9 protein-coding genes and 2 riboswitches are annotated in these 17,964 nt (G+C 59.5%); of the genes, 4 read left to right on the top strand and 5 right to left on the bottom strand.

The features are described from left to right. Window positions 1–74 precede the first annotated feature (74 nt). On the top strand, window positions 75–6,653 hold the full coding sequence (locus ACNYC6_RS01760; protein WP_419710801.1) for an NEL-type E3 ubiquitin ligase domain-containing protein: 6,579 nt from the start codon (window positions 75–77) through the stop codon (window positions 6,651–6,653). Window positions 6,654–6,772: 119 nt separating this feature from the next. On the opposite strand, the gene metH is transcribed toward ACNYC6_RS01760, so the two are convergent. Next, window positions 6,773–10,483, bottom strand: coding sequence for a methionine synthase (gene metH / locus ACNYC6_RS01755; RefSeq protein ID WP_419710800.1), 3,711 nt, complete (start codon window positions 10,481–10,483; stop codon window positions 6,773–6,775). Between the two features lie 156 nt (window positions 10,484–10,639). Here metH and ACNYC6_RS01750 point away from each other — a divergent pair, with 156 nt between their 5' ends. Beyond that, window positions 10,640–12,937 (top strand): fatty acid cis/trans isomerase, encoded by a 2,298-nt coding sequence (locus ACNYC6_RS01750; protein ID WP_419710799.1) that lies wholly within the window; start codon window positions 10,640–10,642, stop codon window positions 12,935–12,937. Window positions 12,938–13,083: 146 nt separating this feature from the next. Next, complete coding sequence (nfuA, locus tag ACNYC6_RS01745) at window positions 13,084–13,668, top strand: Fe-S biogenesis protein NfuA (RefSeq protein ID WP_007912592.1); 585 nt, start codon at window positions 13,084–13,086, stop codon at window positions 13,666–13,668. A 169-nt stretch (window positions 13,669–13,837) separates the two neighbouring features. On the opposite strand, the gene cobM is transcribed toward nfuA, so the two are convergent. From cobM to ACNYC6_RS01725, 4 genes are all read right to left on the bottom strand, one after another. Then, window positions 13,838–14,584, bottom strand: a complete 747-nt coding sequence (gene cobM, locus ACNYC6_RS01740; RefSeq protein ID WP_419710798.1) for a precorrin-4 C(11)-methyltransferase — start codon at window positions 14,582–14,584, stop codon at window positions 13,838–13,840. Window positions 14,585–14,667: 83 nt separating this feature from the next. Next, window positions 14,668–15,081, bottom strand: coding sequence for a cobalamin biosynthesis protein (locus ACNYC6_RS01735; protein WP_419710797.1), 414 nt, complete (start codon window positions 15,079–15,081; stop codon window positions 14,668–14,670). Continuing rightward, window positions 15,078–15,791, bottom strand: a complete 714-nt coding sequence (locus ACNYC6_RS01730; RefSeq protein WP_419710796.1) for a CbtA family protein — start codon at window positions 15,789–15,791, stop codon at window positions 15,078–15,080. The genes ACNYC6_RS01735 and ACNYC6_RS01730 overlap by 4 nt, the downstream gene beginning before the upstream one ends. Before the next feature lie 11 nt (window positions 15,792–15,802). Beyond that, complete coding sequence (locus ACNYC6_RS01725; protein WP_338581071.1) at window positions 15,803–15,997, bottom strand: CbtB domain-containing protein; 195 nt, start codon at window positions 15,995–15,997, stop codon at window positions 15,803–15,805. Window positions 15,998–16,117: 120 nt separating this feature from the next. After that, a riboswitch (cobalamin riboswitch) is annotated at window positions 16,118–16,343 on the bottom strand. A gap of 237 nt (window positions 16,344–16,580) precedes the next feature. Further along, a riboswitch (cobalamin riboswitch) is annotated at window positions 16,581–16,793 on the top strand. 98 nt (window positions 16,794–16,891) lie between these two features. On the opposite strand from ACNYC6_RS01725, the gene cobW reads away from it, so the two are divergent. Next, a complete protein-coding gene (gene cobW, locus ACNYC6_RS01720; protein WP_419710795.1) occupies window positions 16,892–17,962 on the top strand; it encodes a cobalamin biosynthesis protein CobW in 1,071 nt (356 codons plus the stop codon). Window positions 17,963–17,964 lie beyond the last annotated feature (2 nt).

Below are 17,964 nucleotides of genomic sequence, written 5' to 3'. Positions count from 1 at the left end.
ATGCGATAACTATCTACCGCAGTTGCGGCTTGGCGAAATGGTGTCCTGTCGATCCACTTTTTTGGAGAGACAATATGCCTGACCATCCGCCGAGTTCGCCAAGGCCGCTTCCAGGCCAAAGCAGCATTCACAGTGAGCTTCTGGAGCAATTGACGCCCGAATGGCTGATCAACGCCACGCCGCAAAGACGGGCCGCCATCAAGGGCGCCGGCACGCGTGCGCCGGACTGGTATCAGCGGGCGTCAACCGGGCAACAACAGACGCTCAAGGAAAGTTTCAACGCCAGTTTTGTCGCACAGTCCCGACTCGACAAGACGATGTCATCGCTTCAGAACATCGACACTTTCGCCGAGCCGATACTTAGCAAGGCCCTGAAGGACCGTTTTGGCGTTGAAGCAGACGTCAACAAGACCCAGGTCTGCCTCAGACGCCCGCTGGAGGTGGGCGTGCTTGAAATAGAGGTTTCATCGTTCGAGGTGCTGAAGCTTTCGTTGTTGCAGGCTGCGCTGCATAACTTCGAAGCGTCCGAGTGCGAGGACGGAGCCTTTCATCGCCAGTCCGGGTTTGTTGTCGAGACTTCGACACCGGGCACGTTCCAGCACGCTACCTTCGCCATGACGGTCAGGGACTTCCTGACACTGTGTCGCCAACTGGATATCGGCGCGCAGTACCAGACCTATGTGAAAGCGTTTTTCCATCCAGCGGATGCGCAGAAGTCAGCGGCACTTCGCCAGCAATTCATTGCCAGTCAGAAAACGGCAATGCGGGCGGCGGCCGAACTGGCTCTGCTGAAAAAGGATATCGAGCCGCAGGATTACACAATGATCCTCTCGGTCGTCGAGGGCGAAATCCATCCCAAGGTCGGTAATCGCCCCGTCTGGTTTCGCGACTTGAGCTTGATGAAGCGCCGGATGACAGGCTGCGTGGTGTTCAGCATCTGCGAACAGTATCGCTACACCAGCGACTTCATCGTTTACATTCCCCATGATCCGGAGCACCCGCTCAAGCGCTACACCTCCGAGCAGATGCGTGAGGCGTTCAAGCGCCAGTTCACCGCTCGGGATGCATCGGCTGCCTCTGGTGACGGGCCGACGGCCTACCAGCGGTTTTTCAGCCAGTTCGTGGCCTACGCCGACCGCCCTTATTACTTCAGTCAGTTCACCCGCAACGCCGCTGACTCTCCAGTCGATCCTTTGCATTCGTGGTGGATGAAGGTCGTGCAGTACGTGCCGGCGGTTTCAACGGTTGCGGGCATCAAAGAGTTGCCCCCCGAGCGCCCGGGTAAACGTGAGCCGGTGGACGATCCGTATCTCAATCCTTTCGGGACCCTTCGCAAAGGCGCGGGCGGTATCTGGGCCCCCAACACTGATCTGTGGACTTATCTCTACGAACAAAACTGCGCCAAGGTGATCGCCGATGCGCGCAGTCATGCGGTGCCCACGGCGGACGTCGATGCCAGGGTGCGCGCAGAAAAGCTCAATCACCTGCTGGAAATCGGCATGCTGGGGTTGAACATGGTGTCGATGTTCGTGCCGGTGCTGGGCGAGATCATGTTGACGGTGATGGCCGGTCAACTGCTGTACGAATCGTTCGAGGGTGCGATCGAGTGGAGTGAGGGCGATCGCATTGCCGCCAAAGGGCATCTGGTCGACGTGGCCGAAAATCTGGCGTTGATCGCGGTGATGGCCGGTGCGGGTAAAGGGTTGGCCAAGCTGACGGCGGTGAAACCTGAAGCGGTGATCGAGCGGCTGGAGCCTGTCAAGCGTGCCGACGGTGAAACCCGGTTATGGAAACCGGACCTGAGCGTTTATGAACGTCAGGACGTACTCGATCGCAGTGAAGGCCCTGACGCGTTGGGGCTGCACCCGGTAAACGACAAAACCTACATCCGGCAGAGCGGCAAGGTCTATGAGACAACCTTCGATGAGTCCCTGAAAAAATGGCGCATTAGGCATCCTGCTGATGCGCAGGCCTGGCAGCCAATCCTCGAACACAACGGGCACGGTGCCTGGCGCCATTCGCTGGAGCGTCCGCTGGCGTGGGATCGTCTGACGCTGTTACGGCGCATGGGGCATGCCACTGAAGCGTTCTCAGATGAGCAACTGATCAATATCGCCGACGCCTGCGGTGTCGAGGACAGTGCCTTGCGCAAGATGCACAGGGATCATCTGCCACCGCCTCCAGCGCTGGCGGATGCCTTGCGACTATTCGAAGGCGATCCTGGCATTGGCGGCGAATGGGTCGAAAAGTTGCGACGTGCCAGTCCGGGGTTGAGTAATGCCGCCGCCCGGAGGATTCTGCTGGATGCCAATGCCGAAGAGCTGTCGCGCCTGCATGCAACGCGCCGGATACCGTTGAAAATGCTGGAAGAGGCCCGTTGGTACACCCGGCAGGGGCGTGAGGCCAAGGCCTTCATCGACTTGCAAATGGACAACATGACGACCGCTGACAGTCGGTGGCTCGCTCTGCATGCCCTGGAAAAGTTGCCGGATTGGTCCGCTGAAGTACGTCTTGAAGTTCGTGACGGCCATATCAACGGCCCGCTCATTGACGGCATTGGCAGTGAATCAGCCACCCGTCGCAAGTACGTCGTGAAACAGGGGCCTTCCTTTCAAGCATTTGATGAGCGTGGCGAGTCGCTCAATGGCATACCCACCAGCGGCGACAACTTTTTTGCCTCGATCATGCACGCCTTGCCCGATGAATCCCGTCAGGCACTGGGTGTTCCTCATATCAGTCAAAGTGCCAATCTGCGGCACGCCGTGATCGAATCGGTCGTCGAAAATCGGGCGACGTTGTCACGTCTGTTGGCGGAGCGAGCCGGTAACAGCAAGTCGTTCAAGCCTCCGGTACGGGTCACCGAGCGCAGGGTCGGTTACTACGCCAGCGGGCGCGGGCAAGGTTTGAATCCGTCACTGGTGACCCGGGTGCAGGATGTTCACCCGGGGCTTACCGACCAGCAAGCCAACGGATTTATCCTGGCGCAGTTGCGGGCGGGCAAAACCGAAGCACAGATTTACAGCCTGTTGCAGGTGCGCATGCGTGAATGGGAAGTACTGGAATCGACGCTCGATCAATGGGTTGGCGAGCCGGTGCCGGAGTCCATCTTGCAGTCGATGCTGGGAAGCAGGAGCTCGGTCGCACAGAACATCAAGCAAAGCTGGCGCGATTCACCGTTGGCCGGGGAGCGCTCCCGCTACAGGTTGCTTGATTTGGTCTGCAACGATCCAATACCTCAGCTGTCGGCGGATTTCTCCCATGTACGTGATCTGAATGTCCGGGGCCGGTGCATCACGGACGCCAACGCCGATGCCCTTTTAGCGAGTTTCCCCAAGCTCAAAAGGCTGCGAATCAATGCCACAGGCAACGAATTCAGCAACGTCCCCCAAGCCTTGAGCGAAATGCACGACCTCAGGGACCTGAGCCTGTTCTCCGCGACTTCTTACGCGGTGGATATGCCGTCGAGGCTGAATGCGTTGACGGGGCTTGAAGACGTCACGGTCTCTACCCCCAGTTACGAGCCGCTAGCCCTGGATGTCTCCCGGTTGCAAAAATTGCGTAGCCTGGAGGTGGTTGCCCCTTCGATGCTCGAATGGCCTGCCGGGGTTCTCGAACTGCCGCGCCTTGAGCGTTTGAGCTTGAAAGGGACAGGGATCAGAACCTTGCCCGACGGGGTTTTCGAAGGGCATGAAAAACTCTGGTCCGGACTGTCGCTGGACTGGTCAAACTTCCTGCGGGAAAACTTCAAGCCGGCGTATGAGTACGCCAAGCGTCAACCTGCGCACCTTGTTGATCTGGAGGAAATGGTCAGGGGTTACAGCAAGGGTGAGCTAAAGCGTCTTGGCACAGGTATCAGCGACTCTTTCGACGGGCTGTTCAATCAGTTTACCGGGCAATGGCAGGATGCCGAGGCCCGGTTCGCGGCTGTTGAGGCTTTGAGTGAGCAATACAGCGTGCTCGACCGACAACTCGATGCCTGGTCAAGTCGTGCGATACAGACGCCAATGACCAAGGAGATGATGGGGCGGATGTTGGCGAAAAAAACCCTGCAAGACTGCTGGCGCAATGGTGCCTTCAAACGTTATGGCTCGACAGCCGATGCGTCGGTACTCGATTTTCCGTATCTGGAACTCAGTGAATTACCCAAGCTGCCGGCCGGTGCTTTTCCGCATGTGCAGACGTTGTATTTGAACGGCAGCAAGGCGCCGGCAGAACAGATTCGCCGGTTCGTTGGTGGATTTACCGAACTTCAAAAACTTGACTTGAACCGCAATGGATTGACTGAAGTGCCGATAGCGCCGGGCGAGCTAGGGAAATTGATTCATTTGGACCTTTCCAGCAATAGCATTGGAGCCGGCTCAGCAGCACCGCAAAGTATTGCGGGGCTGCCGGCTCTCGAATACCTGAACCTGGGCAATAACCCGCTGCACGCGTTGGATGTCAGCGCACTGACTCGTCTCGAGGCCTTGGGTCTGCGCGGCACCGAGCTGCATGAATGGCCAATAGGGTCGCAAGGCTTGCCGGAACTGAGCTGGCTGGATCTGCGTGACAGCCAGCTCAGTGAACTGCCCGTGCAACTTGCGGATGACATGCTGCTCAAGACCAATCTGACCGGCACACCCTTGACTGCGCAATCCATCGCAACGCTAAAGCTCACCCGGCAGCGTCTGGAGGTCGCCAAAGGGTTGCCACTCGGGACCCTGGAGCGGTTTGACCTGGAAGCGGTGCCAGCGGTTTTCCCGCCGTCCGAAAGCGGCAAGTCGATCGCACGTCATTTGCTGCCGTTGACGCAAGTCCCGTTGGGAGAGGGGCCTGCGGTTTTGACAGAGCGCCTGAAACGTCTGAAACCGGACCTCGCGGATGAAGACGCCTTGCAGGTGACCGAACAGATGCGCGCGAATGGTTTGACGGACGTGCACATCAGCGAGCGACTTGCCGAATGGGAGCACACCTTTGAATTGCTGGTGCGTCGTTTGAATGGCTGGCTGTATACGCGAGGCATTGAAGGCACAGGCTGGATGACGTCTGCGGGGACTCGCAGGCTGGGTGCACTGCGAATCCTTGAATGCTGGCGTGAAGGCCTGCCCGGTGCGCAGGGTGTTGCGCAGGCGGGGTTGAGTCTGAATGGCCTGCAACTGGGCGATCTGCCCGAGCTGCCGGTAGCCTTCGACCATGTAAGTAGCTTGAACCTGACGAGTGTGAAACTGACGGCTCAAGGTTCAGACGGGTTCCTCAGGGCATTTACGCAACTGAAAACGCTGGAACTCAATGGCAATGGACTGGAACGCGTGCCTGGCCCGGTTCAACACATGGATAAGCTGGAACGGCTCGAAATGTCCTCGAATCATGTAAGCGACAACGCGCAATTGTATGCCTCGTTGGCTCACCTGGAACGGTTGAAATGGCTGGACCTGAGCTACAACGAACTGGATACCTTCGATGTCGGTACTTTTCACGCTTTGGAGACGCTTGATCTGCGCAACAACAACCTGACCGAATGGCCGGACGGCGTGCTCGACTCCTCTCGTCTCGGAACGTTGAACCTCAGTGGCAACGACATCCCATCGATTCCTGAGTCGGCGCTGGATGGCAGCCACGAAGTTCTGTTGCGCGGTATTGATCTGAGCGACAACTACAACCTGCAACTGGAGAGCCTTGAGCGACTGAGGACCTATCGCGAACAGGGTTTGCACGAGAGCGTGCTGGGGTTCACACGCGCTGATCTTGATGAGTTGATTGATGATGCCCATGGTTTCGACGAAGAAGAGGGCAACGAAAGTGTCGAGTCTGATGAAGAGCTCACTGAAACCGAACCTGAGTCCGCAAAAAAGGAACCCTGGTTAGCCAATGCTCCCCCCGAGGAGCTGGCCGGCAAAAACGAGATCTGGGATCAACTGATGGCGGAGCCCGACAACGCGGCGTTCTTCCATTTGATTGCCCGGTTGCAGGATACGCAGGAGTTCAGGGTGGCGAATGCCGACCTGACCCGGCGAGTGTGGACAGTCATGGACGCCGCCGCCAGCAACAGCGAGCTTCGTGAGGTGTTGTTTGCCAGCTCCGCTACCCATGGCACCTGTGTAGACGGTCGGATCCTGACGTTCAGCGGGCTGGAAAGCAAAGTGTTCACTCACAACGCCTTGCTTGATGTTCCCGCTGGACGTGCGAAGGGTGAAGTGCTGCTGAGGCTATCCCGCCAGCTGTTTCGACTGGACAAGGTTGATGATCTGGCCACGAAAACCGCCGCTCGTACCGGTCAGGATGAGGCCGAGGTACGCCTGGGTTATCGAATCGGTCTGACGGACGGCTGGGATGATGGCCTGAGCCTGCCAGGGCAACCCAAGCACATGACCTATGCCTCAGGCGTCACGCCTCGTCAAATGTCCGATGCGCGCATTGAAATCCTCAATGCGGAACGCTCCGACACGTTTCTTGAAGACCTGATCCAGCGTGACTACTGGGTGAGTTATCTCAAGGAGAAATACCCTGAGGTCTTCCAGGGGCTTGATGAAATGGATGTTCAGGAGGAGGTGGATAACGCCGATGAAGCTGAATTCTTGAGTCAGCTTTTCGAACAGACGGCGGCGCGCAACGCGAAGATGATCGAGTTGTCGCGACAGGAGGTTGCGCAGTTGGCGGGTGGCTCGAACAGCTAAAACCCATGACCTGTAGGGGCGAGCCTGCTCGCGATGGACTCTAGAACGCCGTGTTTAACCAGTAAACACGCGTTATCGTTAACGACCATCGCGAGCAGGCTCGCTCCTACAGGTGGCACTCAGTCGTCGTAACCGAGGTTCGGTGCCAGCCAGCGTTCGGTTACGCTCAACTCCTGGCCTTTACGCGACGTGTAGCTCTGCACCTGGTCCTTGTCGATCTTGCCGACGGCGAAATATTGCGCCTGCGGGTGAGCGAAATACCAACCGCTGACCGCCGCCGCCGGGAACATCGCGTAGTGCTCGGTGAGGAACACGCCACTGCGGCCGGCACGCATTTCGGCAGCTTCGGGGTCGAGCAGGGCAAACAGCGTGGCTTTCTCGGTGTGATCCGGGCACGCCGGGTAACCCGGAGCAGGGCGGATGCCGCTGTATTGCTCCTTGATCAGCGCCTCGTTGTCCAGCGCTTCGTCCTTGGCATAACCCCAATGCTCTTTACGCACCTGCTGGTGCAGCCATTCGGCGCAGGCCTCGGCCAAACGGTCGGCCAGCGCCTTGACCATGATCGAGTTGTAGTCGTCGCCAGCGTCCTGATAGGCCTTGGCCACTTCTTCGGCGCCGATGCCGGCGGTGGTGATGAATCCACCGACGTAATCAGTCACTTCGCTGTCTTTCGGCGCGACGAAGTCGGCCAGGGAGAAGTTAGGCTTGCCGTCGGTCTTGATGATCTGCTGACGCAGGTGATGCAGCTTGGCCAATGGCTTGCCGTCATCGCCGTAAAGTTCGATGTCGTCGTCACGCACCTGGTTGGCCGGCCAGAAGCCGAATACCGCACGGGCGCTGATCAGCTTCTCGTCGATCAGTTTGGCGAGCATTTCCTGGGCGTCGGCGTACAACGCGGTAGCCGCTTCACCGACCACTTCGTCCTGGAGGATGCGCGGGAATTTGCCAGCCAGGTCCCAGGAAATGAAGAACGGCGTCCAGTCGATGTATTCGGCCAGCACTTTCAGGTCGATGTTATCCAGCACTTTGGTGCCGGTGAACGTCGGTTTGACCGGCTCGTAGGTGCTCCAGTCGAACTGCGGTTTTTTCGCGATCGACGCGGCATAGCTCAGGCGTTCGGTGCGGGCGCTGCGGTTGGCGGTGCGCTCGCGGACGTCGATGTATTCCAGGCGGGTTTTCTCGACGAAGGCCGGTTTCAACTCCTTCGACAGCAACTGTGTCGCCACACCCACGGCGCGGGAGGCGTCAGTGACGTAGATCACCGCATCGTTGCTGTACTTGGGTTCGATCTTCACCGCCGTGTGTGCTTTGGAAGTGGTCGCGCCACCGATCATCAACGGCAGGTGGAAATCCTGACGTTGCATCTCGCGGGCCACGTGAACCATTTCATCCAGCGACGGCGTGATCAAGCCGGACAGACCGATGATGTCGCACTTCTGCTCCTTGGCCACTTGCAGGATTTTTTCTGCCGGGACCATCACGCCGAGGTCGACGATGTCGTAGCCGTTGCAACCCAGTACCACGCCGACGATGTTCTTGCCGATATCGTGCACGTCGCCTTTCACCGTGGCCATCAGGATCTTGCCCTTGGCTTCCGGCTTGTCACCTTTTTCCAGTTCGATGAACGGGATCAAGTGCGCCACGGCCTGCTTCATCACTCGCGCGGATTTCACCACCTGCGGCAGGAACATCTTGCCGGCGCCGAACAGGTCGCCAACGATGTTCATGCCGGACATCAACGGGCCTTCGATCACTTCGATCGGGCGAGCGAACGACTGACGGGATTCTTCGGTGTCTTCGACGATGTGGGTAGTGATGCCTTTGACCAGCGCGTGTTCCAGACGCTTGTTGACGTCCCAGTTACGCCATTCTTCGGTCTCCGCTTCCTTGACGCTGCCATCGCCCTTGTACTTGTCGGCGATGGCGAGGAGGGCGTCGGTGCCTTCCGGGGTGCGGTTGAGGATCACGTCTTCCACGGCGTCGCGCAGTTCCACCGGGATCTGGTCGTAGATCTCCAATTGACCGGCGTTGACGATACCCATGGTCAGGCCGGCGCGGATCGCGTACAGCAGGAACACCGAGTGAATGGCCTCACGCACCGGGTTGTTGCCGCGGAACGAGAACGACACGTTGGACACGCCGCCCGAGGTCAGGGCATACGGCAGTTCATCGCGGATGTAGGCACAGGCATTGATGAAGTCCACAGCGTAGTTGTTGTGCTCTTCAATACCGGTGGCCACGGCGAAGATGTTCGGGTCGAAAATAATGTCTTCCGGCGGGAAGCCGACTTCGTTGACCAGGATGTCATAGGAGCGTTTGCAGATTTCTTTCTTGCGTGCTTCGGTGTCGGCCTGGCCGGCTTCGTCGAAGGCCATCACCACCACCGCAGCACCGTAGCGTTTGCACAGTTTGGCGTGATGAATGAACTGCTCGACGCCTTCCTTCATGCTGATCGAGTTGACGATGCCCTTGCCCTGGATGCATTTCAGGCCGGCTTCGATCACTTCCCACTTCGAGGAGTCGATCATGATCGGTACGCGGGAGATGTCCGGTTCACCGGCAATCAGATTGAGGAAGGTCACCATGGCCTTCTTCGAATCGAGCATCCCTTCGTCCATGTTGATATCGATCACCTGCGCGCCGGCCTCGACCTGTTGCAGGGCGACTTCCAGGGCTTCGGTGTAGTTATCTTCGCGGATCAGGCGGGCAAACTTGGCGGAACCGGTGATGTTGGTCCGCTCGCCGACGTTGACGAACAGCGAGTTGCGATCGATGGTAAACGGCTCAAGACCCGAGAGACGGCAGGCCTTGGGGATTTCCGGAATCTCGCGCGGCGCATAACCGGCCACGGCTTTGGCGATGGCTTCGATGTGGCCCGGCGTGGTGCCGCAGCAACCGCCGACGATGTTGAGGAAGCCGCTTTGGGCGAACTCTTCGATGACCTTGGCGGTTTGCGACGGCAGTTCGTCGTACTCGCCGAATTCGTTTGGCAGACCGGCGTTCGGGTGTGCCGAGACGTGGGTGTTGGCCTTGTTCGACAGCTCTTCGAGGTACGGACGCAGTTCACTGGCACCGAGGGCGCAGTTCAGACCGACCGAAATCGGTTTGGCGTGGGCCACGGAATTCCAGAATGCTTCGGTGGTCTGCCCGGACAAGGTACGCCCGGAGGCATCGGTGATGGTGCCGGAAATCATGATCGGCAATTCGATGCCCAACTCTTCGAACACGCCTTGCACGGCGAAGATCGCGGCTTTGGCGTTGAGGGTGTCGAAGATGGTTTCGATCAGGATCAGGTCAGCGCCGCCTTCGATCAGGCCCTTGGTGGATTCGGTGTAGTTCTCCACCAGCTCATCAAAGGTCACGTTGCGGTAGCCGGGGTTGTTGACGTCCGGCGACAGCGAACAGGTGCGGCTGGTAGGGCCGAGCACGCCGGCAACGAAGCGCGGCTTGTCCGGGGTTTCCAGGGTCTTGGCATCCGCCACCTTGCGTGCAAGGCGCGCGCCTTCTACGTTTAACTCGTACGCCAGACCTTGCATGCCGTAATCGGCCAGGGAAATCTGGGTGGCGTTGAAGGTGTTGGTTTCCAGGATGTCGGCGCCGGCGTCGAGGTAGGCTTTCTCGATGCCGCCAATCACGTCCGGGCGCGTCAGCACCAACAGGTCGTTGTTGCCTTTGACATCACTCGGCCAGTCGGCGAAGCGTTTGCCACGATAGTCCTGTTCTTCGAGCTTATAGCTCTGGATCATCGTGCCCATGCCGCCATCGAGAATCAGGATGCGCTCTTTAAGGGCGTGCTTGAGAGCTTGAAGGCGAACACTGCGATCGGACATTTGGACTACTCGGTAAGGCCATGACGAAGGGCCGGGATAATAGCAAACCTGTACGCTTTTAGAGCATGTTCGGGTTTTGCATGAATATCGCTCATGTTGGTGCCGGCGTCAGACCGGTAGAATCTCGGCGTTTTTCAAAGGATCGGGACCAGGGACATGTCGTATCGCGTCGTCATCAGCAGTGTGTTGATGTTTTTAAGCTGGGGCGCGGTCGCGCAGAGTCCGGCGATGTCCCCTGCAATCTCCTACACCCGCGATATTCAGCCGATCTTCACCGAAAAATGTGTGGCCTGCCACGCCTGCAACGACGCCGCCTGTCAGCTCAATCTGGGCAGCGGCGAAGGCGCGGCACGCGGCGCAACGAAAATCCCGGTGTACGACGGTGATCGCGCTCAGGCGGTTGCGCCGACCCGGTTGTTTTATGACGCTACCGGCAAGCGGGCCTGGCAGCAAAAGGGCTTTTATTCGGTACTCGACGCCCAGGGCAGCCAGGCTGCACTGATGGCGCGAATGCTTGAACTGGGCCACAGCGTGCCGCTGCAACCTAATGCCAAGCTGCCCGAAGACATCGTCCTGGGCCTGAACCGCGACAACCTGTGCGCCGTGCCTGCTGAGTTCGACAGCTATGCCAACGCTCATCCGAAAGAAGGCATGCCGCTGGCGGTCACCGGCCTGACCGATCAGCAATACCAGACGCTGCAACGCTGGCTGGCATCTGGTGCGCCAATTGACGAGCAAGGCCTGGTGCCGAGCGCACAAGAAGCATTGCAAGTGGTGCAATGGGAGAACCTGCTCAACGCACCGGGCGCCCGGCAAAGTCTGGTGGGGCGCTGGCTGTTCGAACACTGGTTCCTCGCGCACATTTATTTCAAGGACGGTGAACCGGGGCATTTCTTCCAGTGGGTGCGTTCGCGCACGCCGACCGGCCAGCCCATCGACGTGATCAACACCCGTCGCCCGAACGACGATCCGGGCACGCAGTTCTATTACCGCTTGTGGCCGGTCCAGGGTGCGATCGTGCACAAGACACACATCACCTATGCGCTGAGCGCGGCGAAAATGGCGCGGGTCAAAAGCCTGTTCTACAACGGCAATTGGCAGGTCAGCGCCTTGCCGGGTTATGGGCCTGAACGTCGGGCCAATCCGTTTTCCACGTTCGAAGCCATCCCGGCCCAGGCGCGTTACCAGTTCATGCTCGATAACGCCGAATACTTCGTGCGCACCTTTATTCGCGGCCCCGTGTGTCGGGGGCAGATCGCCACGGACGTGATCCGCGATAACTTCTGGGCAATGTTCCAGGCGCCGGAACACGACCTCTATATCACCGACCCGAACTATCGCGGCCAGGCCACGCCGTTACTGGCGATGCCGGGGCAGAACGATGATGTCGGCAGCGTCCTGACCCTTTGGCACGATTACCGCGACAAACGTAACGAATACGAGGCCTTGCGCCGGGACAGCTACGCCGATGAGCCGGCACCGAGTTGGTCGACGCTGTGGGCGGGTAACGACAATGCGCTGCTGAGTATTTTCCGCCATTTCGACAGCGCCGCCGTGACCAAAGGCTTGATCGGCGAGGTGCCGCAGACCATGTGGCTGTTCGACTACCCCTTGCTGGAGCGCACGTATTATCAGTTGGCGGTGAATTTCGACGTGTACGGCAACGTCTCCCATCAAGCCCAGACACGCCTGTATTTCGACCTGATCCGCAATGGCGCCGAGCAGAATTTCCTGCGCCTGATGCCGGCCGATTCACGAGACGATTACCTCGACGACTGGTACCAGAACAGCGGCAAATTCAAGATGTGGTTGGACTATGAAGCCATCGACGACGACAAGCCGACCGCGCTGAAGCTCAATGAAAAAGACCCCAAACGCGACTTCGCCATGCAGTTGCTGGCGCGTTACGGTGAGCTCAACGCCAAGCCTGATCCGATCAATCGCTGCGACGGCGCGTATTGTTCGCGACCGAACATCGACCCTGCCTTGCAGAATGCCGAGCAAGCCTTGAGCACGCTCACGGCGCGTCCGGCTGCCGGGCTCAGGGTCATCGATCAACTGCCGGAAGCCACGATGCTGCGTATCGAAACCGCGAGCGGGCAGCGTGTGGTCTACAGCCTGTTGCGCAACCGCGCGCACAGTAACGTGGCATTCCTGCTCGGCGAATCGCTGCGTTATCAGCCGGGGCTGGATACTCTCACCATTTTCCCCGGCGTACTCAGCAGTTACCCGAACTTCATGTTCAACATCCCGGCCGATCAAGTCCCGGCGTTTGTGGATGCGATGGAAAATGCGAAGGACGCGCACCGTTTCGAGAAAATCGTCGAACGTTGGGGGATCCGTCGCAGTCATCCACAGTTCTGGCGGTATTTTCATGACTTGAGCCGCTACATCCATGAGGCCGAGCCGGTGGAAGAGGGCGTGCTGGACATGAATCGCTACGAAAACCTTTGAGTGATCGCCGACCCCTGCAGGAGCGAGCCGGCTCGCTCCTGCAAAAAACCAGGGGAAATCAGTGTTTCTTTTCCCGACAAAAATACTAGGACTTTGTCCGCGGCGATGATTGGCGTAAACTGCGCCCAAGCCTGCGAGGAGTTTCCATGACCGCTATTACCATCACCGACGCCGCCCACGATTACCTGGCTGATCTGCTCTCCAAGCAGAACACCCCGGGCATCGGCATCCGCGTCTTTATCACCCAGCCTGGCACCCAGTATGCAGAAACCTGCATTGCCTACTGCAAGCCGGGCGAAGAAAAACCTGAAGACACGGCGCTGGGGCTGAAAAGCTTCACCGCTTACATCGATCACTTCAGCGAAGCCTTCCTGGACGACGCGGTTGTCGATTACGCCACCGACCGCATGGGCGGCCAGCTGACCATCAAGGCTCCAAACGCCAAAGTGCCGATGGTCAACGCCGACAGCCCGGTCAACGAGCGCATCAATTATTACCTGCAAACCGAGATCAACCCGGGGCTGGCCAGCCACGGCGGTCAGGTCAGCCTGATCGACGTCGTTGAAGACGGCATCGCCGTTCTGCAATTCGGCGGCGGTTGCCAGGGCTGCGGCCAGGCAGACGTCACCTTGAAGGAAGGCATTGAGCGCACCTTGCTCGAGCGCATCCCCGAGCTCAAGGGTGTTCGCGACGTGACCGACCACACGCAGAAAGAAAACGCCTACTACTAAGGTGTTCGCTGCGAAATGAAAAAACGGCGCTGTGGCGAGGGAGCTTGCTCCCGCTTGATGGCATAGCCATCACAAAGTCAGCCAATGCATTTTCCCGTGATGAATGTGTTAGCTGATATTGGGACCGCTTCGCGGTCCAGCGGGAGCAAGCTCCCTCGCCACAGGTGCTTCAGGGCCTATAAAGATGCGCATGCCCTGCGCGATACAGCGACGATTCGCTGAAATGGTCGCTGCCCAGCACCCGACCCACCAGAATCAACGCCGTACGACGGAAGCCCTTGGCTTCAACCTTCGCGGCAATGTCCGCCAGCGTCCCGACCACCCAATCCTGATCCGGCCAGGTCGCCCGGTGCACCACTGCAATTGGGCAATCCGCGCCGTAATACGGCAGCAGTTCCTCGACAATCTTCGTCAGGTGATTAACCCCCAAATGAATCGCCATGGTCGCGCCATGCTGCGCCAGACTGGAAAACTCCTCGCCCGGCGGCATTGCGGTTTTGTCGGCGTAGCGGGTCAGGATCACGCTTTGGGAGATGTCCGGTAACGTCAATTCGGCGCCCAACAGTGCCGCACAGGCCGCGGTTGCGGTGACGCCGGGGATGATTTCGAACGGAATGCCGAGCTCGCGCAAGTAGCGAATCTGTTCGCCGATAGCGCCATACAGGCTCGGATCGCCGGAATGCACCCGCGCCACATCCTGGCCGTTGGCGTGGGCGGTCTTGATCAATTCAATGATCTGTTCCAGGTGCAGTTCGGCGCTGTTGACCACCGTTTCGGCGTGATGGCCTTCAAGCACTGCAGCGGGCACCAGTGAGCCGGCATAGATGATCACCGGGCAGCTGCGAATCAGCCGTTGGCCTTTGACGGTAATCAGTTCCGGGTCGCCGGGACCTGCGCCAATGAAGTAGACGGTCATCGTCGGTTCCTGTGGGAAAAAGGGTCTGCGCAAGGCTTCAGATGAAGATTGCTCATGATCGAATGCGCGGATTATCGGGGATTTTATGCGGCGCTGGCCAATGCCAGCGTGGCCTGGGCATATTTCTGTCGCGGGATCAGCAGCTTTGCCGGTGCATTGGCCAGTTGTTCGGCCAGGGCCAGGGCGGCGCTTTCCGCCACGCCATAGCATCCGGTGCGCTCGAATGCGATCTCGGAATGGTGACTGAGTTGTGGCTGATAACCGGCCAGTTGTTCGCTGCTGAAATACATCAGTGGCAGCGCCAGTTGCGCGGCCAATTCCATCAGCGCCGGTTCATCACGCTTCAAGTCGATACTGGCCAAAGCCTTGATTTGATCCAGCCCGATTCGATGCGCTTGCAACGCCTGATCCAGCAGCGCCCGCAACGTATTGACGGGGCAGCCGCGCTGGCAGCCCAGGCCGACCACCAGGGTCGGCGCTGTGCTGACATCAGTCATGCGTGGTATTGACCATCGCTTTTGCGGCGGAACAACCAGGCGCTGATCAGGCCCAAGGCCAGCCAGAACGCCACGTTGGTCAGCTGCGAAGCGATTTTGAATTGGGCTTCGAGTGCTTCCGGCGCGAGCATCGAATGCACTTCCGGTTGCGGGGCGCCAATCACATGGGGAACGGCGATGATCGCCGCGCCAAGGACTTTCATCAGCCAGTGGCGGCTGAACACGATCAGGGCGATGCCGACAGCGGTGGACGCGGCAGTGCCGATCCACCAGAACTGCCGCTGCGCCAGATCGGCAGCAGCGGTGCCTGGCAGTTCAGGCGGCAGGCCGAGGGTCGGCGCCAGCACGAAGGTCGCATAACCGGCCAGGCCCCAGAGCAGGCCCTGAGAGGTTTTGGTCGGTGCGCGCAGGGTGTAGAGGCCAGCGAGCATCAGTGCGAAACCGACCGCCACCACCAGATTGCCGCCAGTGGTCGACAGCACGCGCTGCCAGCCGTCTTCCGGCTCCCAGGCTTCGGCATCGTGGGTGTGAGCGGCGGCAGCGCCCTCGGCGTGGGCATGTTCGTGGACTTCAACAGCGGCCGGTTCGGATTTCTCGTAGGTCTCGGCCTGCAAAATCAGCGGCGACACCCAGAAACTTTGCAGCAGGGTCAACAGCAGGGCAGCGAGCAGCCCGGTGAAACCTGCGGTTTGCGCAATACGCTTGATCATGTCGGCAGGTCTCAATGGCACGGGAATGCGGAGCTGTGGCGGGTATCGTGAGCAGCGTTGTGCACCGCTTCAATGTGCGAGAAACCGGCGAAGTACACCAGGCACGCGCCGAGGATCGACGCGCAAACGGCGGCGGTCAGGCGTTGAGTCAGGGTTGTGGTGGCGCTGGAAGAGCTGCTGTGGCCGGTGCTGCTGATGATCGACATGGCGTTTCCCTCTGGTCTGTCAGCGGGGAATCAAAAGCGCATGCAGAGTCTCCGCACGAACGGGCGCGCAGAGATTCGAACAGCGCCCGCCCACCGCGGGTTTGTCATTCAGTGATTGTGTTTTCACTTTGTGTTGCGGGCCGGTCTCCGGGCTCGCGAGGGGCGCAGGCCTGAGCCTGATCCTGCAAGCATCACCTTCCCATGCCTGGTTGGCACAGTGGATCTGACGCTTCACTCGCTTACCGTTGCGGGGGCAGCACCGGACTGACATGGCTTTGAGTAAAGCACATGATTCACCGGTTTCCCGTTTCACCCTGTGAAGGGCACCCGTAACAAGGTGTGTAGGAGAGCATGGGCAGGGGTTGGGCGTCAATTGGCAAGGGTTCGCATTTAAGGGTCTACACAAACCAATTGTGGCGAGGGAGCTTGCTCCCGCTGGGTTGCGAAGCGACCCCTCTTACCATTATCCAGGTAAAATCTGCACTCCTGATTTGCGACGGCTTCGCCGCCGAACGGGAGCAAGCTCCCTCGCCACAGAGGATCGCAATCAACCTGCGGACATTGACCCGCCCCAATACCATGCGTAGCCTTGCGCTTTCGAGGTTCTTCGGCGTTTGTCGAAGCTAAGAAGGGAACGCGGTCAATGCCGCGGCTGCCCCCGCAACTGTGAACGGTGATGTTCGCTGCCACGCCACTGCACGCTCAACCCTTGAGCCCGCGGGAAGGCGCAGCAAACGCCAGTCGAACGACTGGCACACCGTCAGCCAGGAGACCTGCCTCGATACAGATTCTCACTACAACCGGGCGGGGTGATCCGGTGGCGAACGCTTCCGGCGCGCAGGTGCGTTGCCGGTACTCGTCCCGTATGCCCGCCACCTTGCCAAAGGGCATCCGATGAAAACACTGGCCAAACTTCCCGTCACCATCGTTACCGGCTTCCTCGGCTCGGGCAAAACCACCTTGCTGCGGCACATGCTCGACAACGCCCAGGGCCGCCGCATCGCGGTGATCGTCAACGAGTTCGGCGAGCTGGGCATCGACGGTGAAATCCTCAAGCAGTGCTCCATCGGTTGCACCGAAGAAGAAGCCAGCGGCCGCGTTTATGAACTGGCCAACGGCTGCCTGTGCTGCACCGTCCAGGAAGAATTCTTCCCGGTGATGCGCGAACTGGTCGCCCGTCGTGGCGATCTCGATCACATCCTGATCGAAACCTCCGGTTTGGCCCTGCCAAAACCCTTGGTGCAAGCCTTCCAATGGCCGGAAATCCGCAGCGCCTGCACCGTCGACGCGGTGATCACCGTGGTCGACAGCCCGGCCGTAGCCGCCGGCACCTTCGCCGCGTTCCCGGATCAGGTCGACGCCCAGCGCAAACTCGACCCGAACCTGGACCACGAATCGCCGCTGCACGAGCTGTTCGCCGACCAACTGTCCAGCGCCGACCTGGTGATCCTCAACAAGGCCGACCTGATCAGCCCGGAAGACCTGGCCCGCGTGCGCCTGGAAGTCGCTGAAGAATTGCCGCCAGCGGTGAAAGTCATCGAAGCCAGCAGCGGTCGCCTGCCACTGGACGTGCTGATCGGCCTCGGCGCCGGTTCCGAAGAGCACATCGACAGCCGTCACAGCCACCACGATCACCACCATGACGGTGATGACGATCACGACGACCACGATCACGATGCCTTCGATTCGATCTCCATCGAATTGCCGCAAGCCGACGAAAGCCTGCTGATGGACGCGTTGACCCAACTGGTGGTGCAACACGGCATCTTGCGCGTCAAAGGTTTCGCCGCCATCCCGAACAAACCGATGCGCCTGCTGATTCAGGGTGTGGGCACGCGTTTCGACAAACACTTCGACCGTCAGTGGGGCGCCGAAGAGCCGCGTGTCACCCGTCTGGTGTTGATCGGCCAGGCACTGGACGCCGCACTGCTCGAAGCGCAATTGCGCGCCGCGCTCAGCGTGTAACC

Source organism: Pseudomonas sp. NFX224, from assembly GCF_048565165.1.
Lineage (GTDB): Bacteria > Pseudomonadota > Gammaproteobacteria > Pseudomonadales > Pseudomonadaceae > Aquipseudomonas.
The sequence above is the reverse complement of the archived record's forward strand: the minus strand, read 5'-3'. Positions and strand labels throughout refer to the sequence as shown.